Raw genomic sequence first — 21,830 nt, 5'->3', positions numbered from 1 at the left:
CAGGGTACGGCGGGCGCGAGCGGGGCGGTCAGGCGCCGGCGGCGGGGTCGTCCGCCGGGGCGGTCGCCGGCAGTCCGGCGTCGCGCCAGGCGGGGAACCCGCCGTCGACGTGCGTGACGTCGGTGTAGCCGCGGGCCGCCAGAGCGGCGGCGACCGGCCCGGAGCCGTTCACCGACCCGCACACGACGACCACCGGGGTGTCGAGCGAGACCGCGGGCGCGCCGGCCGGGCCGAAGAAGGCGTCCAGGTCGTCGCGGTCGACGAGCGTGGCCCCGGGGATGTCGCCGGCGGCGGCGCGGCCGCGCGCCGACCGCACGTCGACCAGCAGGGCACCGCGCTCGACGCGGGCGCCGGCCGCGCGGGCGTCCTGCGGAGGCGGGGCCGTCGCCGCGTCCGTCGCGGGCGTCGTGCCGGTCGTCGGGTCGGGCGTGGTGGTCTCGGACGTGGTGGTCTCGGACGTGGTCATGAGGTCCTCCTCGAGGGTGGTCGGTACGAGGTCAGTGCGAGGTGGCCAGGGCGGGCACGCGGGGCGCCTCGCCCTCGGTGGCGCCCCACGCCTGGGCCAGCAGCGCGAACGACCGCTGCCGGTCGGCGGGGTCGTGCGTGGCGGTGGTGACGAGCAGCTCGTCGGCCCCGGTGACGCGGGCCAGCGTCTCCAGGCGGTCCACGACGGTCGTCGGGTCGCCGACGACGCGCGTGTCCACCCGGTCGGCGACCACCGCGCGCTCCGCCTCGGGTCGCTCCGCCCAGGGCGTGGCGTCGGCGGGGCGGGGGTAGGCGATCGCGCCGTCCGTCCCGCGGCGGATGGAGAGCACCCAGTCGGCGAACGGCGCCGCGAGCTCGCGGGCGCGTTCGGTGGTGTCGGCGACGAGCACGTCCGCGGAGACGACGACGTACGGCTCGGCGAGGACCCCCGGCCGGAAGGCCGCCCGGTACGCGGCGACGGTCTCGAGGGTGTTCGACGGGCTCACGTGGTAGTTCGCCGCCAGGGGCAGGCCGAGCTCCCCCGCCACCCGGGCGCTCTCGCCGCCGGAGGACGCGAGCACCCACAGGTCGAAGGCGGCGTCCTGCACCGGCGGTGACACGTACCGGCGCCCGCCGTCGTCGGTGTAGGTACCCGCCCGCAGCCCGAGCACGAGCTCGACCTCGGCCCGGAAGCTCGCCGGCGTGCGCGAGGCCCCCACCACCGCGGCCTGGGCGAGCGCCCGCTCGCGCAGCACGGAGTCCCCCGCGGTCGGCGGGGCCGGGGGCACGTACAGCCCGTCGACGACCCGCGGCCCGCCCGCCGCGGCCGCTGCCGGGGCCGGACGCGTGGCGCGGCCGCCCTGCGGCGGCGTGAACGCCCGGCCCAGGCCGAGGTCCACCCGCCCCGGGTGCAGGGCGGCGACGGTGCCGAACTGCTCGGCGGCGACGAGGGGGCTCGTGGTGCTCAGCAGCACCGCGCCCGAGCCCACGCGGATGCGCTCGGTGCGGGCGGCGACGGCGGCCGCGAGCACCGCGGGCGAGGCGGAGCCGACCCCGGGCGACAGGTGGTGCTCGGCGTACCAGACCCGGCGGTAGCCGAGCCGGTCGAGGTCGACGGCGAGGTCGACGGCGTCGCGCACCGCCTGCGCCCCGGTGCGGCCCTCGGGCACGAGCGCGAGGTCGAGGACGGACAGGGGCACCCTGCTGGTCGGGGTCGCGGCGGGGTCGGTCATGGTGGTCTCCAGGTCGCGGGTGGTGCGGTGTCGTGCGGGTCGAGCGGTGTCGTGCGGTGTCGTGCGGTGTCGTGCGGGTCGTGCGTGGTGCGCGCGGACGGTCAGCGCGACGGCAGGCCGAGGGCCGTGAGGGCCTCGCGCAGGCGCTCGCGGCCCTTGAGCGAGCCGCCGCCGCGCAGCCGGTCGACGACCCGCCGCGACCACGACCCGTCGAGCCGCTCGTCGCGGTAGAACGCGTCGATGCGCGGCGCGTAGTCGGCGACGTGCGCGACTCGCCCTTCGTCGTAGGTCTCGCGGTGCAGGACGGCGTCCTGGGGCAGGCGCGGCTTGACGCGCGGGGCATGGTCGGGGTCGGGGTGCCCGACGGCCAGCCCGACGACGGCGACCGCCCCGGGCGGCAGGCCGAGCTCGGCGGCGAGGTCCTCGGGGTGGTTCCGGACCGCGCCGACGTACACGGTGCCGAGGCCGAGCGACTCGGCGGCCACCACCGCGTTCTGCGCGGCGAGCGCGGCGTCGAGGAAGGCGACGACCGTCGTCTCGAGGTAGCCCGCGGCCTCGAGCTCGACGCCGTCCTGCGCGCCCAGCTCCCGGGCGCGGGCCACGTCGGCCACCCACACGAGCAGCAGCGGCGCGTCGCGCACGTGCTCCTGGTGCCCGGCGAGCGCGGCCACCCTCGCGAGGCGGTCGCGGTCGGTGACCGCGACGACGCTCCACAGCTGCAGGTTCGACGACGACGGCGCGGACTGCGCCGCCGCGACGACGGTGGGCAGCACCCACGGTTCCAGCGGCCCCGGCAGGAACGCCCGGACGGAGCGATGACCCAGCTGGACGTCGAGGGCCGCCGGGCCGCCGGCCGGCGCACCGGGGCGCGCTGCGCCGTGCGACGTGGCGAGCGCCCTCGTGAGGGCCGAGGCGACGCCGGGCGCGGCGTCGTCCGCGTCCTCGGGTCGCACACCGTAGCGGGCGGCGACCCGCGCGCGGGCCTGCAGCTCCCGCAGGTCCGCGGCCACCCGCGGCGTCGCGGGACGGGCGGGGCGGGGCCTGCCCGGGGGTCGCGGGACCGCGACGGCGGACGGCGTGGTGTTCTCGGTCACGGGCACTCCTCGATTCGGGGACGGGTCAGGGGACGGGTCGGGCGTGCGGACGGCCGGTGCCGTCACTCCGTCTTGGGCAGGCCCGGCGGGTTGGTCTCGGGCTTCTCGACGGCCTCGGTCTCCAGGCCCCAGCGCTCGAGCACCTGGGAGTAGGTGCCGTCGTCGAAGGCCTGCTGCAGGGCCGCGGTGACGGCGGGCGCGAGGTCGTTGCCCTTCTTGGTGGCGACGGCGATCTGCGCGGTGTCGGGCCAGCCGCCGTTGAGCGTGCCGACGACGGCGAGCTCGTCGGGCGAGATCTTGGCCTGGTACGCGAGGGACGCGTTGGGGCCGACGTAGACGTCGAGGCGGCCGGACTTCAGGGCGAGCAGGACGTCGGAGAGCTGCTCGTAGTACTCCGGCTGCCCGCCGGCGATGGGCTCGAGACCCTCGGCCACGTTCTGGTCGTTCCACTCGAGCAGGATCTTCTCCTGGTTGGTGCCCGAGCCGACGCCCACCCGCAGGCCCGCGACGTCCTTCCGCTCGGTGATCTCGGAGACGTCGGAGCCGGCCTTGGTCAGCCAGCCCAGCTCGTCGTTGCGGTAGGAGGAGAAGTCGATCGTCTCCTTGCGCTCCTCGGTCACGGTGACGTTGGAGATGACGGCGTCGACGTCGCCCGACTGCAGCGCCAGGGGCCAGTCGGCCCAGGCCTTGACCTCGAGGCGGAGGTCCTTGCCGAGGCCGTCGGCGACGAGCTGCGCGATGTCGGTCTCGTTGCCGATCGGGGTCTTGTCGTCGTCGGCGAAGAAGCCGAGCGGCGGTGCCGCGCCGGCGCTGACGGCGACGACGAAGTCGTCCTTGTCCGCGAACGCGTCGGGCAGCAGGCCGACGGCCTCGGCCGACTCGGTGGACCTGATGCGGTCCTGGTCGGGGCTGGTGCTGACCTCGAGCCCGGCGGCGGCCGCGCCCTCGGAGCTGGTGCCGGCGGGCGCCTCGACGCCGTCGTCGGTGCCGGCGGCCTCGGGCGCGGAGGTGCTCACGCCGGCGCACGCCGTGAGGGCCAGCAGGGGGACGGTGGCGAGCAGGGCGAGCGCGCGGGCTCGACGGGTCGGTGCGGTCATGGGTGTCTCCTGGGACGGGTGGGCGGCCGGGGCCGCGGGTGAGGTGGTGCCGGAAGGGCGCGGGGACGCCGGGGAGGTCAGAGGACCTTGTCGAGGAACGCGCGCGTGCGGTCGTGACGCGGGCGGGAGAGCAGCTGGTCGGGCGGCCCCTGCTCGACGACGACGCCGCCGTCCATGAAGACGACGTTGTCGGCGACCTCGCGGGCGAAGCCGATCTCGTGGGTGACGACGACGAGGGTGGTGCCGGTGCTCGCCACGTCCTTGATGACCTCGAGCACCTCGCCGACCAGCTCGGGGTCGAGGGCGGACGTGGGTTCGTCGAAGAGGAGCACGCGGGGCCGCAGCGCGAGGGCGCGGGCGATCGCGACGCGCTGCTGCTGTCCGCCGGACAGCTGGCGGGGCCGCGCGTCCGCCTTGTCGGCGAGCCCGACGCGGGCGAGGAGCTCGCGCGCCTCGGCCTCCACCTCGGCACGGGGGCGGCGCTGCGCCGACAGCGGCGCCTCGACGACGTTCTCCAGCACGGTGAGGTGCGGGAACAGGTTGAAGCTCTGGAAGACGAACCCGATCCGGGTGCGCTGCCCGAGGATCTCCCGCTCCTTGAGCTCCTGCAGCACCTCGCCCCGGCGGCCACCGCGTCGCGCGTGCCGACGGCGGTAGCCGACGAGGTCGCCGTCCACCGTGACGAAGCCGGCGTCGACCTTCTCGAGGTGGTTGATCGCGCGCAGCAGCGTGGACTTGCCCGAGCCCGACGGCCCGAGGACGACGGTCACGGTGCCCGGCTCGAAGGTGAGGTCCACGTCCCGGAGCACCTCGAGGGTGCCGAAGCTCTTGTGGAGGCCGTGCACCTCGACGCGTCCCGCGGCATCGTCCGGCGCCGTCGTGGGCGTCGTGCGGGTCGTGGTGCGGGTCGTGGTGCGGGTCGTGGTGGCGGTCATGCGGGGCCTCCCGAGGTGCGGGCGGTGCGGGTGAGGACGCCGACCCGCGCGCGGGCCGCGAACGCCGGCGGCACGTGCGGGGGCACCGGACGACCGGTCAGACGGGCCGCGGTCACGGCGGACGACCAGCGCAGCCGCTGCAGCGGGGTGGGCGGCAGGGTGCGCACGGCGCCCTTCGCGTAGTGCCGCTCCACGTAGTACTGGACGATCGTGATCAGCGTGGTGAGGACCAGGTACCAGATCGCCGCGACGATGAGCAGCGGCACGACCTTGCCGTTGCGGCCGTAGATGACGGACGCGATGTAGAACAGCTCGCCGTACGCCAGGACGTAGACGATCGAGGTGCCCTTGAGCAGCCCGATCACCTCGTTCACCGCCGTCGGGACGATCGAGCGCATCGCCTGCGGCAGCACGATGCGGGTCACCTGGCGGCGGCGCGGGATGCCGAGCGAGGCGGCGGCCTCCTGCTGCCCCTGGTCGACGCTGAGGATGCCGGCGCGCACGATCTCGGCGGAGTACGCGGCCTGCGAGAGCCCCAGGCCCAGGATGGCGGCGCCGAACTTGTCGATGACGCCGAGGGTGTCGAACCAGAGGAACTCCGGGCCGAAGGGGACGCCGAGGCTCAGGTGCGGGTACAGGTAGGCGAGGTTGTACCAGAGCAGCAGCTGCAGCAGCAGCGGCACGGACCGGAACACCCACGTGTACGCCCACGAGACCCCGACGAGCAGGGGCGAGCGCGACAGGCGCATGAGCGCCAGCACCGTGCCCAGCGCGAACCCGACCACCGACGCCGCGGCCGTGAGCCGGATGGTCGCCCAGGCGCCGGACAGGATCGAGGGCCAGGTGAGGTACTGCGCGACGACGTCCCACTCCCACCGGTCGTTGGTGAGCAGCGAGCTGACGACCATCGCGAGCAGCACGGCCACGCCGGCGGTCGCGACCCACCGGCCGGGGTGACGGGCGGGGACGATGCGCAGGTGCGAGTACGGGGAGTCCCCGGCGTCCGGCGCGGGCGACGGGAGCGCCGGGGCGGGTGCGCCCGCGGTCCTGACGGCGGTCATCGCGGCGCCCTCTCCCCCGCGGTGACGGCGAACGGTACGTGGTTCCCCGGCGGCGGGGCAGGGCACGTGCCGTGGTCGCTGAAGGCGTACGGGAGGTTGACGGCGTCGTTCAGGTCGAGCCGTGCCACGCCCGCGCCGCCCGGGGTCAGGGACCCGGAGAGCTCGGGGCGCGCCACCCGCCAGGGCGCGACGCCGGGGGCCTCGTCGCTGAACAGCAGCGTCGGCGCACCGCCCGGCCCTCCGGTGAGCACGAGGGTGACGGTCCGGTCGCCACGGGTCAGGTCCAGCTCGCCGACCGCCTGCAGCCGGTGCACCAGGCCGGGGCGGGCGGCACCGACCACCAGGTCGCGCGGAGTCTCGTAGAGCCGGACGGGCGCCTCCACCTGCCACGACGGGTCGTGGTCGAAGGCCGGCACCCCGGCGAAGTCGAGGCGGGTGCGGGCGTGCGGGTCGCGCAGCCGGATCGCGAGGCGGCCGGTGCGCCGCACCAGCTCGATCGCCACCGCGGCCGTCTCGCCCGCCGCGACCCCGTCGGCGTCCTGCCGGGCGCCGTCGGCACCGCCTGCACCGTCGACGGGCTCGCGCCCGGCGGGCAGGAACGTGCCCAGGACGACGCTGCCGCCCTCGGGGACGTCGCCGTCGTACGCGCCGTCCGCGACCTCGGGGCCCTGCACCCGGGGGCCGTCCGCCTCCCCCGGACGCAGGTGCGCGCCGGCGTCGTCCGCCAGCCACAGCCCGGGCACGCCGGGCAGCGGCTCCGGTCGCGACGGGAGCCAGTGGTAGCCGGCCAGGCTCAGCCAGCCGTGGGGCGCGGCGAGGTCTCGCTCGCGGTCGGCCCGCCGGCGCGCGCGTCGCTCCGCGGCGGGGTCGGCGGCGGGGTCGGCGGCGGGGTCGGCGGCGGGGTCGGCGGCAGGGTCGGAGAGGCGGACGCGCGGTGCGTCGGTGACGGTCATCGGGGACCTCCGGTCACGAGAGGACGAGCAGCGTCGCGGTGGGCTCCGACGACGCGGGCGGCGGGGGCGACGCGGCGCGCGTCGGGTCGGGCGGTCACGCGCGCACCAGCCGGGGGTCGGCCGTGCGGCCCGCGCGGGCGCGCGGCCGGGAGTGCGCGGGAGCGGGGGCGGCGACGGCCGTGGCGGCCGGGTCGACGTCGGGCAGCCCGAGCGTCGCGCGGAGCGTGCGCGGCGCCGGGGACGCCACCGCCCGCACGCCGTCGCGCACGAGCCGCGGGAGCACCCCGTCGACGAGGGCGTCCAGGTCGGGGCCGAGCGACGAGGGCCGCAGCAGGAACCCGTCGGACGCGCCGGCGTCCCGCCAGTCGACGATGGTCTCGGCGAGGTCGTCGGGGGTCCCCGCCACCACCAGCAGCCCGCCGGAGATCTCCGGGCCCTCCAGGGCCTCGACCAGCTCGAGCCGCGCCTGCGCGCTGGCCCGGTCCTCGGCCAGCACGACGTAGGCCTCGGTGAGCACGCGCAGCGAGTCGGGGTCGCGGCCGGCGGCCTCGGCCGCGTCGCGCAGCCGGGTGCGCAGGTGGATGGCGCGCGCCGGCGCGGTGGCGGCCACGCGGGCGACGTCCGCCGTCCGGGCGGCGAGGTCGATCGCGGCCTCGCTCCGGACGGAGACGACGACGGGCGGCCGGCCCTGCCGCGTCCCGCCCCCACGGTGGGCGTCGGCGGCCTGGCCCTCGGCCGGACGGTGCCGGCGCACCGCGAACCGGATGCCGTCGTGGTCCACGCGGAAGCGTCCTTCGTCGTCCACGGCGACGGCGCCGGCGGCGTCACCCGCGGCCCCGGTCGCGAGCCCGTCCCAGTGCCGCACGACCTGCGCGGCGACGCCGCGGGCCTGCGCCGCCCAGGCGTCGTCCTGCACGACGGCGCCGGCGGGGAGGCCGACCTGCCACCCGGCCCGGCCGGAGCTCGCCTGGTCGACGCGGGCGACGGCCTGGGCGACGTGCGCCGGGTCCACGTGCGCGGTGTCGACGGCGGCGACCAGCCCGGTGCGCCTCGTGTGCGGCGCCACCCGCGCGGCGGCGACGGCGGCGTCGAGCCGCCCGGTCACCTGCCGCCGCCCCGGGTGCAGCAGGAAGCCCTCGTCGAGGGTGACGAGGTCGAGGCCGCCGTCGTCGGCGGTGCGCACGAGCTGGACGAAGCGCTCGCCGTCGAACGACCGGGGCTGCACGATGCCGCGCGCCCGGTGGACGCCGGGGCGGGCGCCGGCCGCCGTGAGGTCCACACCGACGACGAGGGGGGACGGGGCGGTGCCGGGCGTGGTGGGCAGCGCGGGCGTGGTGGTCGGGGAGTACGGCACGTCGGCTCCGATCGGGGCGCGGCGGGCGGGCGCGCTCGGGCGCGGGTCGTGGACCCGCGGGTGCGCACCGCCGCCGGGAGGGCAGGGGAGGAAGGCCCGCCAGGAGCGGCGGGCGAGGGCCGTCTGCGGCCGGACCCGGCAGGAGCCGGGCCGTCGAGGAGGGCGTCCGCCGCGGGGCGGCGGACGCTCAGGCCGCGATCAGCGGCGTCGACACCACGCCGGGGTGGACGTCGGCACGGACATCGACACGGACGTCGACATGGACATCGACATGGACATCGGCGAGGCGGACGGCACGTGCCGGGTCCGGGACGACAGGGGGCGCGTGCTGATCGCGTCGCGGTGCATGCTCGTCCTCTCCTGCTCCCCGCCGGGGCGGGGTTCGCGTGTTGCCGTACCGTCGGCGACGGCCGGCCTGGTCCTCACCCGGGGCACCCACCCGCGCTGGGGGTTGCCGTCCGACCAGCCGGGGCTTCGCGTCGGAGCTCGTGACCACCCGGGACGGCCGGACGCGCCGCCTCACGGCGCCGCGGTCGTCCGACCCGGTGCGCAGGAACGTAGGTGCCCGACAGGGGGGTGTCAACGGTTCCCCCCGCACGTCTCGGATACTGAACAGATCCGACCGGATTTATCGGATACTTGGTCACGCAGGAATCCCGTCTACCGTGGGACGCGTGAGCCAGGACGCGAGGCACGACCCAGGGCAGCACGCCGCACACGACGCGGAGCACCGCTCCCCCGACGCCGCCGAGATCAGGGCGCTCGTGGACGACCTCCGACGCCTGGTGCTGACGTACAAGTTCGGGATCGACGAGGTCATGACCAAGATCTCGATCCTGCGCGACGAGTTCCGGCACATGCAGAACTACAACCCCGTCGAGCACGTGGGCTCGCGCCTCAAGTCGCTCGAGTCGATCGTCGCCAAGTGCCGCCGCAAGGGCATCCCGCTGACTCCCGAGGGCGTGCGCGAGCAGATGTTCGACGTCGCCGGCGTGCGCGTCACGTGCAGCTTCGTCTCGGACCTCTACAAGGTGCGGGACATGCTCACGAACCAGGCCGACCTCACCGTCCTGGAGGAGCGGGACTACATCGCGCACCCCAAGGCGAACGGGTACAAGTCGCTGCACCTCATCGTGCAGGTGCCGGTCTACCTCTCCGACCGCGTGGAGCACGTGATCGTCGAGATCCAGCTGCGCACCATCGCCATGGACTTCTGGGCCAGCCTGGAGCACAAGATCTACTACAAGTACGAGCGGGACGTGCCGCGCCACCTCACCGACTCCCTCAAGCTCGCCGCGGACGTCGCCGCGTCGCTCGACAGCTCGATGGAACGTATCCACGAGGAGGTCAAGGCGATCGCCGGCGCCGACGAGCCGGTCGAGCGCCGCGACTCCCTGCTCAGCCCCGAGGAGATCTTCCACAACTTCTGGGGCGCGGCTCGGGCGGAGCGGCTGACGCTGCGCACCACCCGCGACGACTGACCCGACGACTGACCCGACGACTGACCCGACGACTGCCCCGCGGCGGTCAGCCGGGCCCGGCCGTGCTCGCGCGCACCACGAGCTGCGGCTCGCACGTCACGAGCCGGTGCCGGTGGGCCTCGGCGCCCGTCACCAGCTCCTCCAGCAGGAGCTTCACCGCCTCCCGACCGACGGCCTCCCCCGGCTGCCGGACGGTCGACAGCGGGACGGCGGAGTCCCACGCGGCACGGTTGTCGTCGTAGCCGATGATCGCGACGTCGTCAGGCACCCGCAGCGAGGACGACAGCAGCAGCGACTGCAGCACGCCCACGGCGAGCAGGTCCGCCGCGGCGACGACGGCGTCCGGGCGCTCGCGCGGGTCGCGCAGCACGAGGTCGTCGCCCACCCGCCGGCCGTCCTCGACCTGGACGTTCCCCGTCTGCTCCACCTCGAGCACCACGCCCGGGTGCTCGGCGACGGCGCGCTCGACCCCCAGCAGACGGTCCCGGACCGGCACGAGCTCGGTCGTGCCGGCGAACAGCAGCCGCCGGCGCCCCTGCTCGACGAGGTGCGTCGCGGCCAGGTACCCGCCCAGCTCGTTGTCCGGCACCACCGAGCAGACGTCCGAGTGGTCGCCCGGCGCGTCGACGACGACGAGCGGGACGCCCGGGGCCGAGCGGTGCAGGTCCTGCGTCGAGCCGTGGTTCGCCGCGACGAGGATGCCCGCCACGCGGTCCTCGACGAACAGGTCGACGTACGTGCGCTGCTTCTCCTCCGACATGTCGGAGTTCGCCAGCAGCAGGTTCAGGCCCGCCCGGCCGGCCTCCTCCTCGGCGCCCCGCGCGATGTCCAGGAAGTAGGAGTTCGCGAGGTCGATGATCACGAAGCCGAGCGTCGAGCTCCGCCCGGCCGCCAGCGAGCGCGCGACGCCGTTGCGGACGAACCCGAGCTCCTGGATCGCCGCCTCGACCCGGGCGCGGGTCGCGGGGGTGACGCGCACCGTGCCGTTGAGGACGTTCGACACCGTGCCCATCGACACACCGGCGGCGCGCGCCACGTCCGAGATGCTCGGGGACGAACGTCTCACCGGGGTCGTCGCTCCTCGGGCCGGCGGGTGGGGACGAGACGAGGTTACCCGCGCTCACACCGCGAGCTCGTCGACGGGCGGCACGAGGACGTCGCGCATGTCGCCCTCGCGCCACTCGGCCAGCAGGCGGTGGAACGCGACGGGGCCGGGGCTGTACGACGTCGGGGTCGCGCGGCGCGTGCCCTCGCCGTTGTAGTAGCCGGGGGTGCACTCGGCGAGGAAGGCCGAGTTGTCGACCGTGACGTCGAGGATCGTGTCGCACCACGCCTGCTCGGCCTCCGCCGTCGGCTCGACGTACCGCGCGCCGGTCTTGGCCGCGCGGGCGAGGACGGCGGCGAGATGCTCGGCCTGCTCGGTGAGGATGTGCACGAAGTTCACCGAGTTCGCGTTCTGCATCGCCCCGAGGTGGAACAGGTTCGGGAAGCCGTGGGAGAAGAAGCCGTGCAGGGTGCGCGGCCCGCGGCCCCAGGCCTCGAGCAGCGTGGTCCCGCCGCGCCCGTGCACCGGCATCGTGCCCGAGACGACGCCGGAGACGCCGACCTCGAACCCGGTCGCGAAGATCACGCAGTCGACCTCGTACTCCGCGTCCCCCACGACGACGGACGTCTCGGTCATGCGCGTGATGCCGCTGTGGTCGGCGGTGTCGACCAGGGTGACGTCGTCCCGGTTGAAGGCCTGGAGGTACTGGTCGCTGAAGCCCGGGCGCTTGCACATGTACCGGTACCAGGGCTTGAGCGCCTCGGCCGTGGCCGGGTCGGCGACCACCTCGTCCACGCGCGCCCGGATCAGGTCCATCTTCGCGAAGTCGGCGAGCTCGTCGCGCCGCTCCCGCTCGGCGGGGTCGAGGGTCGTGTCGACGGCACCGGTGATCATCTGCCGCTGGAGCCGCGCGGTGGACGTCCAGCCGTCGCCGACCAGGTCCTCGGCGACATCCTCGCCCGAGAGGATCGCGAGGAAGTTCTCCATCCGCTCGCGCTGCCAGCCCGGCCGCAGCGAGGCGGCCCACGCGGGGTCGGTGGGCCGGTTGTCGCGCACGTCCACCGACGACGGCGTGCGCTGCATGACGTACAGGTGCGCCGCGTCGCGGGCCACGTGCGGGATCACCTGGAGCCCCGTGGCCCCGGTGCCGACCACGGCCACGCGCTTGTCCGCGAGCCCGGTCATCCCGCCGTCGGCGCTGCCGCCGGTGTAGCCGTAGTCCCACCGGCTGGTGTGGAACGTGTGCCCGCGGAAGTCCTCGATCCCGGGGATGCCGGGAAGCTTCGGCTGGGTCAGCGTGCCCGAGGAGACCACCACGTACCGGGCGCGCATCGCGTCGCCCCGGTCGGTGCGCACCAGCCACTCGGCGCCGTCCTCGTCCCAGGTGAGCTCCGTGACCCGGGTCTGGAAGACGGCGTCGCGGTACAGGCCGTACTGCTCGGCGATCCGCACCGCGTGCCGCCGGATCTCCTCCCCGGGCGCGTAGCGCATCGTCGGGAGGTACCCCGTCTCCTCCAGCAGCGGCATGTACACCGACGCCTCGATGTCGCAGTGGATCCCCGGGTAGCGGTTCCAGTACCAGGTGCCGCCGAAGTCGCCAGCCTCGTCCATCATCCGGATCGACCCGAAGCCCGCCTCGCGCAGCCGGGCGCCCGTGAGCAGGCCGCCGAACCCGCCACCGACGACCAGCACCTCCACCCGGTCGGTCAGCGGGGCGCGCTCCGTGCGCTCGGTGTACGGGTCCTTCGCGTAGTAGCCGAACTCCCCCGCCGCCCGCCGGTACTGGGCGCTCCCGTCGGGGCGCAGCCGGCGGTCGCGCTCGTGCCGGTACCGCTCGCGCAGGGCGTCGGGGTCGAGGGCGGCGATGCGGTCGGCAGGCGTCGTCGTGTCGGTCACGGAGGGCCTTTCGTCAGGAGAACGGTTCGCCAGGGCGACAGCCCTGCACCCACGAAACGTACATCAACGTACGTTTTGCGTCCGCCTCTGACGCCGTGTCGGTCCGTCGGTACCCTCGGCGCCATGGCCGAACCCGTCCGTCGCGACGCCGCGCGCAACCGCCACCTGCTGCTCGCGGCGGCCCGCCGCGTGCTCGCGGCCGAGGGCCCCGACGTCCCGCTCGAGCGGGTCGCGGCCGCCGCGGGCGTCAGCCGCACCACCCTGCACCGGCACTTCCCCAGCCGCGAGGCGCTGGCGTCGGCCGTGCTCGAGCAGAACGTCGCCGACCTGGAGACGCTCGCCACCGCCCTGGGCGACGCGGACGACGGCGTGGTCACGCTGCTCCATCACGCGCTGGACGTCCAGGTCGCCGCACCGTCGTTCGCGCTCGTCGCCCTCAGCGACTCCCCCGCCCTCGCCGACCTCGCGCGGCGCACCGCGGCGGCCTTCGCGCCGCTGCTCGCGCGTGGCCTCGCGGCCGGCGTCGTGCACCCCGGCGTGACGACGCAGCACCTCATGCTCGCCCTGCCGATGGCCATGTCCGCGCTCGCCCTCGAACGGCGGGACCGTGGCGGCGCCCGCGGCACCCAGGCCCGGGAGATCGTGCACCGCGGCCTGTTCACCACGGCGGTCCCGGCGTCCTGACGTCGCGGCCGGGGGTCGCGCGGCACCGGCGGGCTGGCGCGGCTACGCGGAGGCCAGGAGCGCGGTGCAGTGCTCAAGGAGGTCGAGGTTCCCGTCCACGACGTCGCGCTCGGTCATGTCGTAGCGCTCCTCGCCCGCCACCCCGACGTCCTCGATCGCGAGGCCCGCGGAGGTGCCGGACCGGACCATGCGCCGCACGGCGAGCGCGAAGCCGATCCCGGGCGGCAACGGCGGGAGCGCGCGGTGGGCCGCGTGGTAGGCGTACTGGACGTCGTCGCCGCTCCAGACGTTCGCGCCGCCCCCGCCGGTCGCCGCACCCACGGCGACCACCCGCCCGATGCCGTGGTCCACCAGGCCCGCCGCGAAGAGGTCGCCGCAGGAGTACGTGTTGGCGTCGACGACGGCGACGACCGGACCCCGGTACGCCCGTGCGGCGCCGTTGCACAGGTCGGGGTCCGCGAGGGGCAGGTGCTGCGAGAACTCCTCGCCGAGGTCGAGGGCGGCGCGCAGGGAGCCCGCCCAGTCGGCGAGGTCGGCCCCGTTGCCGTCGGCCTCGGCGAGGTCGGCCATCGCCGGCGTCGCGCGGCACGCGAACCGCGCCGGCTCGACCCGCTCGTCGGTGAAGAGCTGGAACAGCCGCTCGGCCGCGTCGACGACGCCGCCAGGGTTGGAACGGAGGTCGACGACGAGCCCGTTCTGCGGCAGCCGGCGCAGCAGCCGGGCGACCTCGTCGACGAACCGGCCGGGATGGCGCACGTCGAACGTCCAGATCCGCAGGTAACCGAACGTGCCGTGCGACGTCGTCACCGGCCGGGCGGCGAGGGCGTCCGCGATGCTGGTGCGCAGCCACCCGGAGCCCTTCGCCCGGGGCTGCACGCCCCGCCGGTCGCCCTCCCACAGGTCGGTGGCGAAGAGCAGCTTGCGAGCGCGGCGGGCGGTCTCGCCGACGACGTCGATCCCGCGGCGCGTCCGGGTCGCGACCCGGTCGTCGGCCGTCGCCGCGGCTCCCGGGCGGATGGCGCGCCACTCGAACCTGGCGGTGCGGTCCGGGTCTCCCGCCGGGTCCTCGGGCCTCCGGAAGCCGACGTCGACCCACAGCTCGTCCGGCGGCGGCAGGAAGGCGAGCGGCCGCTGGGTGAGCGTCTCGAGGGCCCGCGCCCGGCGGGCGTCCGGCCGTCCCCCGGTGAGGGTGTCGGCGAACAGGTCGACCGCGCGGGTGAAGGGCACCGCGTTCCAGGTGGTGAGCCGGACCCCGGGGGCGAACGCCGGGTCGGGCACCTCGTCCGTCGTCTTCGTGACCAGGAACGTGGGCGACGTGTACGGGCCGGACGACTCCACCAGGAACGGCAGCGCGGCGACGTACGGGTCGGCCCCGGGCACGCCCACGAACAGCTGGGTGTGCTGGTCGCGCAGCCGGTTGACCACCCTGGTGAGCGCCCGCAGGAACCCGGCGCCGTCGAGCAGGGGGATCTCCCGGCGCAGGGCCGCGAGCGCCCGCAGCGGGTCGTAGCCGTAGAGCGTCCGCTTCTGCCCGTAGTGCACGTAGACGTCGGTGAGCAGCGTGGTCCAGAGGTCGACCAGGTCGTGCTGCTGCGTCGCCGTGAGCGTCACCGGCTCCGGCCCGGGTTCGGCCCGGGACGGCACGACGTCGTCGAGGCGGCTGCCGGCGCGCGCGCGGAGGGCGGCCGGGCTCGGCGACGGCGTCACGACCCGAACCTCGCGCGCAGCGGGGCGAGGACCCCGTCCGGGATCGGCGCGGCGTCGAGGAGGTCGAAGTACGCCGCGTCGTGCTCCAGCGCGGGCACCGGCGGGATCCGCACGGTGCCCGGGTCCTTGGGCGGACCCGCGCGACCCGTGCGGCGGGTGTCGGGCATGTCGAGGAAGAGCTCGAGCTCGGCGTCCGGCGCGAAGCGGGGCCCGGCGGAGGCGCGCGCCTGGGCGGTCGCGATGGCCTGCTGGGGGTCCTGCTGCACCTCCCGCAGCCTGTCCAGGACCGCGCGCCACGACCAGGCCCGCTGCGGGTCGGCCGGGTCGGGCAGCGCGACCCGGCGCCGTCGGCCCCCGACCGTGGCGGTGAAGGTGGGCGGCGCCGCGGCCGCCGTCATGAGGCCCGAGTCCCCGTAGCGGGGGACGCCGCCGACGACGACGAGGGCGACGTCCCGCTCGCGGGCGGCGACGACGCGCGTCCAGGCGTCCCCGCGCCCGCGGCCCCGCACGACCGTGACGTCCGCGAGCGCCCCCGGGACGAGGCGGCCGACGGGACGGTGCCAGCACCGCTCGAGGAGCGTGCCGGGGTTGCTGGTGACCATCTCGACGATCTGCGCGTCCGTGAGGTCGTAGCCGAGACGGTCGGCGGCGATGCGGGCCACCTTCATCTCGCCGAGGAGGTTCTTCGTGCCCGACGGGCCCCAGTCGCTGCCCAGGCACACGGTGACGCCGCGGGCGCGGGCGTCGTCCACGAGGGTCGTCTCCGCGTAGAGCAGCAGGTTGGACAGCGGCGACCAGACGACGCCGCCCGCCTCGGCGGGGTCCCACCGGGCCCACCCGTCGGCGTCCACCGCGCAGGCGTGCACGGCCAGCAGCGTGGGGAGCAGCCCGTCGGCGCGGTCGAGGTCCGTGTAGTCGGCCAGGACCCGGGAGCCGCGACGCCCCTCCGCGCAGTGGTAGATGAACCCGGAGCCGGCGGTCATGCGCCGGACGGCGGTGGTGAGCGCCTCGCCCGTCTTGGTGACCACCGAGGTGTAGATCAGGTCGTCCCGACCGGTGCCGACGTCCTCGGCGTCGACGTTGCGCATCACGGTGCGATACCCGCGGTTGGCGGTGGGCCAGCCCTGCGCCGCGGTCGCTCCCCCGGCCATCGCGCGCACCTGCACGTACGCGAGCAACGCCTCGGGACAGGCCTTCGCGTACACCCAGGCGGGCTCGGTGATCGACTCGGTGTAGGTGTCGGCGTCCGGCCAGTGCTTGTTGTGCAGCCAGGGCTCGGTGCGGCCGGGCTCGGTCCACAGCGGCAGCGCGTTGTAGGCCAGGTGGTTGTGCATGTCCACGAAGCCCGGCAGCACGGACGCGTCGCCGACGTCGACCTCGGTGGCGCGGGCGAAGCCGGCGACCTGCCGGCGACCGGTCGTGACGTCGACGACCGTGTCGCCGTCGATCCAGACCCGCCCTCGCGACGGGGGCTCCGACGCCCCCTGCGCCATCGTCGCGACGTTCCCGGTGATGACCAGCTGCGCCATGGCCGTCCCCCTGCCGTCGACCCCGGCGGGCGGGCGCCCGCACCGGGACTGTCGCCTCATTGTCGCCACGGTCAGCGGTGCCCCACCGGCCCCGGGCACCGACTTCACCCGGTGGCGGGCGTGCGTGTCGCGCGCCCTGGGCGCTCCCTGTCGGTGAGGGAGGCGCCATGATCACCGATCCGTTCGACACCGGGCCGACCGGCCGGTTCCGGACGCTGTGCCGCACCTACCCGGACGACACGGTGTTCCGCGGCACGGACGGCTTCCGGTCGCTGTGGGGGCCGGTGTTCTACCGCGGACGCGCGAACGGCGCCGCCCGGCTGCTCGTCGTCGGGCAGGACCCGGCGCAGACCGAGGCGTTCACCCGGCGCATCCTGTCGGGACAGGCGGGACGGCGGGTGCAGGGCTTCGTCGAGAAGCTCGGGTTCACGTCCAGCTACCTCATGGTCAACGCGTTCCTGTACGGCATCTACAACCAGTCGATGGCGCTGCCGCACCTGAACGACCCGGAGGTCGTCGCCTACCGCCACCGGTGGTTCGCGGCGGCGCTCGCGCCCGGCCGCATCGAGGCGGTCGTGACCTTCGGCACCCCCGCCTTCGAGGCCTGGCGCACGTTCGTGACCTCCCCCGAGGGAGCCGGGGTGTCCGTGTTCCACCAGCGGGCCCTGCACCCGACGGCCGACAAGCCCGGCGGGCCCATCAGCCGCAAGGACCTGCTCGACAACTGGAACGTCGCGCTGGAACGGCTGCACGCGAGGGTCCAGGCGCCCGACGAGGTGCGACCGCTGATCCCCTACGGCGCCGACTTCACGCCGGACGAGCTGCCCGCCGTCCCGAGCCGCGACCTCCCGGCGGGCATCCCGGCCTGGATGCGCGACACCGACTTCTGGGCGGTGCTCGGCGACCCGCCGGGCACCGAGCGTGCCAACATCAGCGTCGAGGTGCCTTCCGCCTGACGACCGCCGCCCCTGCGCCGTCCGACGGTCCGCACTCCCGGCAGACCTGGCATGCTCTTCTCGACCTCCGTTCTCGGCCCCACCTGGAAGGACCGGCGTTGGACGGATCCGCACTGGCGCACGTGTTCGCCGCGACCGCCGAGCGACGCCGCGCCGTCGCGGACCTGCTCGAGGCGTTGGACGAGTCGCAGCTCGCCGCGCCGAGCCTGTGCGCCGGCTGGGACGTGCTCACCGTCGGCGCGCACCTCGCCCAGACCGCGGCTCCCGGGGCTCTCGGAGAGTTCCTGCAGGACGTCGTCCATGCCCGGGGCAGCATCCATCGCGCGAACGACGCCGCTGCCCGGCGCGCCGGGCAGCGACCGGTCGCGGAGACCGTGACGCTGCTGCGCCGGCGCGCCGAGAGCCGGTTCAGCCCGCCGTTGACCGGCCCGCGAGCGCCCCTTACCGACCTCCTCGTCCACGAGGGCGACATGCGGCTCCCCCTGGGGCTCGGCCACGACCCGGACCCCGGGACGGTCCGCGTCGGGCTGGAGTTCATCACGACGGGGCGTGCGGTCGGGTTCGCCCCGCGCGGCCGGCTGCGCGGGCTGCGCCTGGCGGCCACCGACCTCGACTGGTCCTGGGGCGAGGGCGCCGCGCTCACCGGGCGCGGCATCGACCTGCTGATGGGCGCGTGCGGCCGCTCCGCCGTCCTGCCCCGGCTCGACGGCGCGGGCCTGCCCCTCCTCGCGGGCCGGCTCTAGCCCCCCACGAGCCGGATCCCCGCACGAGCCGGGGCGGACGGCGACTCGTCCTCGCAGCCCCGTCGACCTCAGACGCGAGACCTCGCCATGAAGCGGGCGGCCCGCATGCCGAACACGGTGGCGGGGCCGATCGTCGAGCCGGGACCCGGGTACGTGCGCCCCATGACCGACGCCGAGGCGTTGCCGGCGGCGAAGAGCCCGTCGATGACCGTCCCGTCCTCGCGCAGCGCCCGCCCGTCGGCGTCCGTCACGACGCCGCCCTTGGTCCCGAGGTCGCCGATGACCACGCGGTACGCCGTGAACGGTCCCTTCTCGATCGGGCCGAGGTTGGGGTTGGGGTGCACGAGCGGGTCGGAGTAGTAGCGGTCGTAGGCCGAGTTCCCCCGCCCGAAGTCGCCGTCGACGCCGGACCGCGCGAACCCGTTGAACCGCTGCACCGTGGCCCGGAACGTCGCCGGGTCGACGGAGACGGCAGCCGCCAGCTCCTCGAGCGTGCCCGCCCTGTGGACGATGCCGGCGGCCTTCATCGCCTTCGTGGCGCGCGGGTCCATCGCGAAGGTCTGCAGGTACCGGCGCGGGGCGCGGGAGTCGAAGACGAGCCAGTACGGCCCGTCCTTGTCGTGGTCGAGCATGTGGTGCCCGAGGTCGACGTACGACTCGGACTCGTTGGCGAACCGCGCGCCCTGCGCGTCGACCATGATCGAGTACGGCATCGACCGTTCCCCGACGATGAACGCCGGCGTGCCACCCGGCGGTGCCTCGATCGAGGCACCCCACCAGGCGTCGTCCATGAGCTCCAGCGCCGCGCCGGCCTCGCGCGCGATCTCGATCACCTGCCCGACGTTCCCCGGGTTGCCCGACGGGTTGCCGTCGATCCCGTGGTACTTCTGCCGCCAGTCGGGGTTCGACTCGAAGCCGCCCGCCGCGAGCATCACGCCGCGGCTCGCGCCCACCGTCACGACCTGCCCCTCGCGCCGCACCCGGACGCCGACCACCCGGGCGTCGTCGACCACGAGGTCCTCGAGCGGCGAGGACAGCCACAGCGGCACGTCCCGCTCCACCAGCAGCGCGCGACCGAACGACGTCATCAGCGCGTTCCCGATGCCCACCAGGCGCTTGCCGGTCACCAGGCCGCCCAGGGCGCGGAACACGAACCGGGCTCCCCGCACGAACCCGGACGGCGTCGACCACGCCCGGCCCAGCAGCCACACGTCGTCGGTCTTCGCCGGCAGCGGCACCGCGGAGCGCAGCGTGCCCCACCAGTCGCCGAGCGGCCGGGAGTCCAGCGGTTCGACCTCGATCGACCGCCCGATCTTCCCGCCCGGGAGCTCCGGGTAGTAGTCCGGGTAGTCCTTGCCACGCGCGAACCGCATCCCGTGGCGCTCGGCGGTCGTGACGAAGTCCGCGACCCCGTCCACGAACGCCTCCTTGCGCTCCCGGGAGGTCGAGCGGCCGACCTCCCCGACCGTCTCCTCCAGGTACGTGAGCGCCTCGTCGCGGGAGTCACCGGCGCCGGCACGCTCCATCAGCGGGTTGGCCGGCAGCCAGAGCCCGCCCCCGGACATCGCCGAGCTGCCGCCCCACTTCTCCGTGCCCTCGACGATCAGGACGCTGAGCCCTGCATCCACGGCGCCCAGGGCGGTCGCGAAGCCCGCGGACCCGCTCCCCACCACCACGACGTCGTAGGTGTGGTCGAACCGGGGCTGGGACGGCACAGGCATGACGGCTCCTCTCATCCGGACACCACTGTCCGGTTCGCTGAGCACCGATGGTCCTGCACCGGAGGCCGGGCGTCAATGGGGTCAGGCGAAGCCCGACAGGCCGGGCACGGTCGCGCCGCGGCGTCGTCGCCGGGGATCACCTGGAAGGCGGGCACCACCGCGCCGCACGACGAAGGCCCCCTCACCGGCTTTCCGCCGGTCAGGGGGCCTTGCTCACGGGTGGGCGATACTGGGTTCGAACCAGTGACCTCTTCGGTGTGAACGAAGCGCGCTACCACTGCGCCAATCGCCCGGTGCGTGGACGATATTAGCCACAGATCGGGCGGCGGACCAAACCGGCGCCACGGGCACTCAGGGGTCGAGGCGCTCGCGGCAGTTCCGCTCGAACAGCTCGCGCGCCGCGCGCGACACGTCCCCCACCTCGACGTCGGCGCCGTCCAGCCACACGACGGGCTGGACGTTGCGCCCGGACGAGGTGAGGGCGAGCTGCGCCTTCCCCCGGGTCACCTCGTCGAGGACGGTGAACGGCAGCTCGCCGTCCTTCGCCTCGCGCACGGGCAGGCCCTCCTCCGCCGCCCACTCGAGCGTGAGGGCGCGGGTGATCCCGGCCAGGCAGCCCGAGTCGAGGGTGGGGGTGACCAGCTCGCCGTCGCGCTCCACGAAGACGTTGGAGCCGGTGCCCTCGCACAGGTCGCCGACGGTGTTGGGCAGGATCGACTCGTCGCCGCCCTTGCGCACGGCGTCCGCGAGCGCCACGACGTTCTCCGCGTAGGACGTCGTCTTGAGCCCGGCGACGGCGGACCGCTCGTTGCGGGGCCACGGCGACCTCGCGGACCGCGACGTCGGCGCCATCGCGGACTGCTGCGCCGCCACGACGACGGTCTGCGGCGCGTCGACGCGACCGGAGCCGAGCGGGCCGACACCGGCCGTGACGGTGATGCGGAGCCGGCCGTCGAACGCGCCGTCCAGGCGCACGGCCTCGGCCAGCGCGGCCGCGACGCCGTCGCGCACCTTCTGCTCGTCGGGGGCGGCGAGGCCGAGCCCGGTCGCGGAGCGCGCGAGTCGTCGCAGGTGCCGCGTCAGCGCGAACGCCCGGCCGTCGAAGACCGTGCAGGTCTCGAAGACCCCGTCCCCGACCGTGATGCCGTGGTCGACGGCGCTCAGCGCGGCCTCCCCCTGCCCGACCAGACGGCCCTCCGCCCAGATCACCAGACTCATGGGGCCAGTGTGCCCGACTTCACGCCCGGACGGCGTCGCCCCGGGCGTTCGAGTTCACCCCCGGTTCACCCCGACCGTTCGTAGCGGCGGCACCACGGCCGACTCACCATCAGAGAACGGGCCGCGACGGTACGGCCCTCGCACGATCGAGGTGATCGGCATGAGACAGGTGTTTCGCGTGCTCGCGTACGTCGTCGCGGCGGGGGTCGTCGTCCAGGCGGCCGTCATGGTCTACGCCGTCGCCGGGCTGGGACTCTTCATCGACGAGGGCGGGGTGCTGGACCAGGCCGCCATGGAGCAGTCCATGTCCGGGGAGTCCCTGTTCCCCGAGGAGATCGGGCTGATGCTCCACGGGATGACGGGCACCATGATCCTGCCGGTCATCGCCCTGCTGACCTTCGTCGCGTCGTTCTTCGCCGGCGTGCGCGGCGCCTGGCGCTGGGGCCTCGCGATCCTCCTCCTCGTGGCGCTCCAGGTCACGCTCGGCCTCGCGGGGCACAGCGTCCCGTTCCTCGGTGGCCTGCACGGGGTCAACGCCCTGCTGCTCTTCGGCGTCTCCCTGTACACGGGCTGGCGCGTGGCGGCGCGCGACCGGGCCGAGCAGGTGGCAGCCGCGACCGCGACGCCGGGGCTGGCCGCCGGCGGCGTCACGCCCTGAC

At 75.2% G+C, this 21,830-nt stretch carries 19 protein-coding genes, 1 tRNA gene and 1 riboswitch; of the genes, 5 read left to right on the top strand and 15 right to left on the bottom strand.

The genetic code is table 11. The features are described 5' to 3' along the window. Positions 1-28: 28 nt before the first annotated feature. The 8 genes from ACFQ8E_RS13950 to ACFQ8E_RS13915 form a co-directional block, all read right to left on the bottom strand. The gene (locus ACFQ8E_RS13950) at positions 29-466 is read right to left on the bottom strand and encodes a rhodanese-like domain-containing protein (protein ID WP_430551151.1); all 438 of its coding nucleotides are present in this window, start codon (positions 464-466) and stop codon (positions 29-31) included. A 31-nt stretch (positions 467-497) separates the two neighbouring features. Next, a complete protein-coding gene (locus tag ACFQ8E_RS13945) occupies positions 498-1,697 on the bottom strand; it encodes an LLM class flavin-dependent oxidoreductase (protein ID WP_430551150.1) in 1,200 nt (399 codons plus the stop codon). 101 nt (positions 1,698-1,798) lie between these two features. Next, the gene (locus tag ACFQ8E_RS13940) at positions 1,799-2,791 is read right to left on the bottom strand and encodes a nitroreductase family protein (protein ID WP_430551149.1); all 993 of its coding nucleotides are present in this window, start codon (positions 2,789-2,791) and stop codon (positions 1,799-1,801) included. A gap of 62 nt (positions 2,792-2,853) precedes the next feature. Continuing rightward, a complete protein-coding gene (locus tag ACFQ8E_RS13935) occupies positions 2,854-3,888 on the bottom strand; it encodes an ABC transporter substrate-binding protein (protein ID WP_430551148.1) in 1,035 nt (344 codons plus the stop codon). Positions 3,889-3,965: 77 nt separating this feature from the next. Then, the gene (locus ACFQ8E_RS13930) at positions 3,966-4,823 is read right to left on the bottom strand and encodes an amino acid ABC transporter ATP-binding protein (RefSeq protein WP_430551147.1); all 858 of its coding nucleotides are present in this window, start codon (positions 4,821-4,823) and stop codon (positions 3,966-3,968) included. Beyond that, positions 4,820-5,884, bottom strand: a complete 1,065-nt coding sequence (locus ACFQ8E_RS13925; RefSeq protein ID WP_430551146.1) for an amino acid ABC transporter permease — start codon at positions 5,882-5,884, stop codon at positions 4,820-4,822. The genes ACFQ8E_RS13930 and ACFQ8E_RS13925 overlap by 4 nt, the downstream gene beginning before the upstream one ends. Beyond that, positions 5,881-6,837 carry a DUF1684 domain-containing protein gene (locus tag ACFQ8E_RS13920; protein WP_430551145.1) on the bottom strand — a complete coding sequence of 319 codons (957 nt, stop codon included), beginning with the start codon at positions 6,835-6,837 and terminating at the stop codon, positions 5,881-5,883. The genes ACFQ8E_RS13925 and ACFQ8E_RS13920 overlap by 4 nt, the downstream gene beginning before the upstream one ends. Before the next feature lie 94 nt (positions 6,838-6,931). Next, complete coding sequence (locus tag ACFQ8E_RS13915) at positions 6,932-8,191, bottom strand: LLM class flavin-dependent oxidoreductase (RefSeq protein WP_430551144.1); 1,260 nt, start codon at positions 8,189-8,191, stop codon at positions 6,932-6,934. 380 nt (positions 8,192-8,571) lie between these two features. Then, positions 8,572-8,685, bottom strand: a riboswitch (SAM riboswitch). Positions 8,686-8,943: 258 nt separating this feature from the next. Here ACFQ8E_RS13915 and ACFQ8E_RS13910 point away from each other — a divergent pair. Beyond that, on the top strand, positions 8,944-9,672 hold the full coding sequence (locus tag ACFQ8E_RS13910; protein ID WP_430551270.1) for a GTP pyrophosphokinase family protein: 729 nt from the start codon (positions 8,944-8,946) through the stop codon (positions 9,670-9,672). A gap of 46 nt (positions 9,673-9,718) precedes the next feature. Here ACFQ8E_RS13910 and ACFQ8E_RS13905 read toward each other — a convergent pair whose 3' ends face one another. Beyond that, a complete protein-coding gene (locus tag ACFQ8E_RS13905; protein ID WP_430551143.1) occupies positions 9,719-10,738 on the bottom strand; it encodes a LacI family DNA-binding transcriptional regulator in 1,020 nt (339 codons plus the stop codon). Between the two features lie 54 nt (positions 10,739-10,792). Further along, entirely contained in the window at positions 10,793-12,613 is a 1,821-nt protein-coding gene (locus ACFQ8E_RS13900; protein ID WP_430551142.1) for a flavin-containing monooxygenase, read from the bottom strand. A 123-nt stretch (positions 12,614-12,736) separates the two neighbouring features. On the opposite strand from ACFQ8E_RS13900, the gene ACFQ8E_RS13895 reads away from it, so the two are divergent. Further along, positions 12,737-13,297 carry a TetR/AcrR family transcriptional regulator gene (locus ACFQ8E_RS13895; protein WP_430551141.1) on the top strand — a complete coding sequence of 187 codons (561 nt, stop codon included), beginning with the start codon at positions 12,737-12,739 and terminating at the stop codon, positions 13,295-13,297. 42 nt (positions 13,298-13,339) lie between these two features. On the opposite strand, the gene ACFQ8E_RS13890 is transcribed toward ACFQ8E_RS13895, so the two are convergent. Continuing rightward, positions 13,340-15,004, bottom strand: a complete 1,665-nt coding sequence (locus tag ACFQ8E_RS13890; protein ID WP_430551140.1) for a S41 family peptidase — start codon at positions 15,002-15,004, stop codon at positions 13,340-13,342. After that, positions 15,001-16,533, bottom strand: coding sequence for an amidohydrolase family protein (locus ACFQ8E_RS13885; protein ID WP_430551139.1), 1,533 nt, complete (start codon positions 16,531-16,533; stop codon positions 15,001-15,003). The genes ACFQ8E_RS13890 and ACFQ8E_RS13885 overlap by 4 nt, the downstream gene beginning before the upstream one ends. 167 nt (positions 16,534-16,700) lie before the next feature. On the opposite strand from ACFQ8E_RS13885, the gene ACFQ8E_RS13880 reads away from it, so the two are divergent. Together ACFQ8E_RS13880 and ACFQ8E_RS13875 are read left to right on the top strand one after the other, a co-directional pair. Next, the gene (locus ACFQ8E_RS13880; RefSeq protein WP_430551138.1) at positions 16,701-17,489 is read left to right on the top strand and encodes a hypothetical protein; all 789 of its coding nucleotides are present in this window, start codon (positions 16,701-16,703) and stop codon (positions 17,487-17,489) included. Positions 17,490-17,587: 98 nt separating this feature from the next. Next, entirely contained in the window at positions 17,588-18,232 is a 645-nt protein-coding gene (locus ACFQ8E_RS13875; RefSeq protein ID WP_430551137.1) for a maleylpyruvate isomerase family mycothiol-dependent enzyme, read from the top strand. A 68-nt stretch (positions 18,233-18,300) separates the two neighbouring features. Here ACFQ8E_RS13875 and ACFQ8E_RS13870 read toward each other — a convergent pair whose 3' ends face one another. The 3 genes from ACFQ8E_RS13870 to ACFQ8E_RS13860 all read right to left on the bottom strand — a co-directional run bounded on the left by ACFQ8E_RS13870 (position 18,301) and on the right by ACFQ8E_RS13860 (position 21,171). Then, on the bottom strand, positions 18,301-19,953 hold the full coding sequence (locus ACFQ8E_RS13870) for an FAD-binding protein (RefSeq protein ID WP_430551136.1): 1,653 nt from the start codon (positions 19,951-19,953) through the stop codon (positions 18,301-18,303). A 220-nt stretch (positions 19,954-20,173) separates the two neighbouring features. Beyond that, positions 20,174-20,245: transfer RNA gene (locus tag ACFQ8E_RS13865), tRNA-Val, on the bottom strand. Positions 20,246-20,304: 59 nt separating this feature from the next. Continuing rightward, entirely contained in the window at positions 20,305-21,171 is an 867-nt protein-coding gene (locus tag ACFQ8E_RS13860; protein ID WP_430551135.1) for an aminotransferase class IV, read from the bottom strand. Between the two features lie 160 nt (positions 21,172-21,331). Between ACFQ8E_RS13860 and ACFQ8E_RS13855 the strand changes: the two genes are divergently transcribed. Further along, the gene (locus ACFQ8E_RS13855) at positions 21,332-21,829 is read left to right on the top strand and encodes a hypothetical protein (protein WP_430551134.1); all 498 of its coding nucleotides are present in this window, start codon (positions 21,332-21,334) and stop codon (positions 21,827-21,829) included. Position 21,830: the final 1 nt, after the last annotated feature.

This window comes from Isoptericola sp. NPDC056573, assembly GCF_042793335.1.
Classification (GTDB): Bacteria; Actinomycetota; Actinomycetes; order Actinomycetales; family Cellulomonadaceae; genus Isoptericola.
Note: the sequence above shows the minus strand (reverse complement) of the source record. Positions and strands in the feature narration are given on the sequence as shown.

What these genes read in the sequence shown, in the direction of transcription:
- ACFQ8E_RS13950 (WP_430551151.1), bottom strand. Translation starts at nt 466, where the DNA reads ATGACCACGTCCGAGACCACCACGTCCGAGACCACCACGCCCGACCCG.
- ACFQ8E_RS13945 (WP_430551150.1), bottom strand. Translation starts at nt 1,697, where the DNA reads ATGACCGACCCCGCCGCGACCCCGACCAGCAGGGTGCCCCTGTCCGTC.
- ACFQ8E_RS13935 (WP_430551148.1), bottom strand. Translation starts at nt 3,888, where the DNA reads ATGACCGCACCGACCCGTCGAGCCCGCGCGCTCGCCCTGCTCGCCACC.
- ACFQ8E_RS13930 (WP_430551147.1), bottom strand. Translation starts at nt 4,823, where the DNA reads ATGACCGCCACCACGACCCGCACCACGACCCGCACCACGACCCGCACG.
- ACFQ8E_RS13925 (WP_430551146.1), bottom strand. Translation starts at nt 5,884, where the DNA reads ATGACCGCCGTCAGGACCGCGGGCGCACCCGCCCCGGCGCTCCCGTCG.
- ACFQ8E_RS13920 (WP_430551145.1), bottom strand. Translation starts at nt 6,837, where the DNA reads ATGACCGTCACCGACGCACCGCGCGTCCGCCTCTCCGACCCTGCCGCC.
- ACFQ8E_RS13895 (WP_430551141.1), top strand. Translation starts at nt 12,737, where the DNA reads ATGGCCGAACCCGTCCGTCGCGACGCCGCGCGCAACCGCCACCTGCTG.
- ACFQ8E_RS13885 (WP_430551139.1), bottom strand. Translation starts at nt 16,533, where the DNA reads ATGGCGCAGCTGGTCATCACCGGGAACGTCGCGACGATGGCGCAGGGG.
- ACFQ8E_RS13880 (WP_430551138.1), top strand. Translation starts at nt 16,701, where the DNA reads ATGATCACCGATCCGTTCGACACCGGGCCGACCGGCCGGTTCCGGACG.
- ACFQ8E_RS13870 (WP_430551136.1), bottom strand. Translation starts at nt 19,953, where the DNA reads ATGCCTGTGCCGTCCCAGCCCCGGTTCGACCACACCTACGACGTCGTG.
- ACFQ8E_RS13860 (WP_430551135.1), bottom strand. Translation starts at nt 21,171, where the DNA reads ATGAGTCTGGTGATCTGGGCGGAGGGCCGTCTGGTCGGGCAGGGGGAG.
- ACFQ8E_RS13855 (WP_430551134.1), top strand. Translation starts at nt 21,332, where the DNA reads ATGAGACAGGTGTTTCGCGTGCTCGCGTACGTCGTCGCGGCGGGGGTC.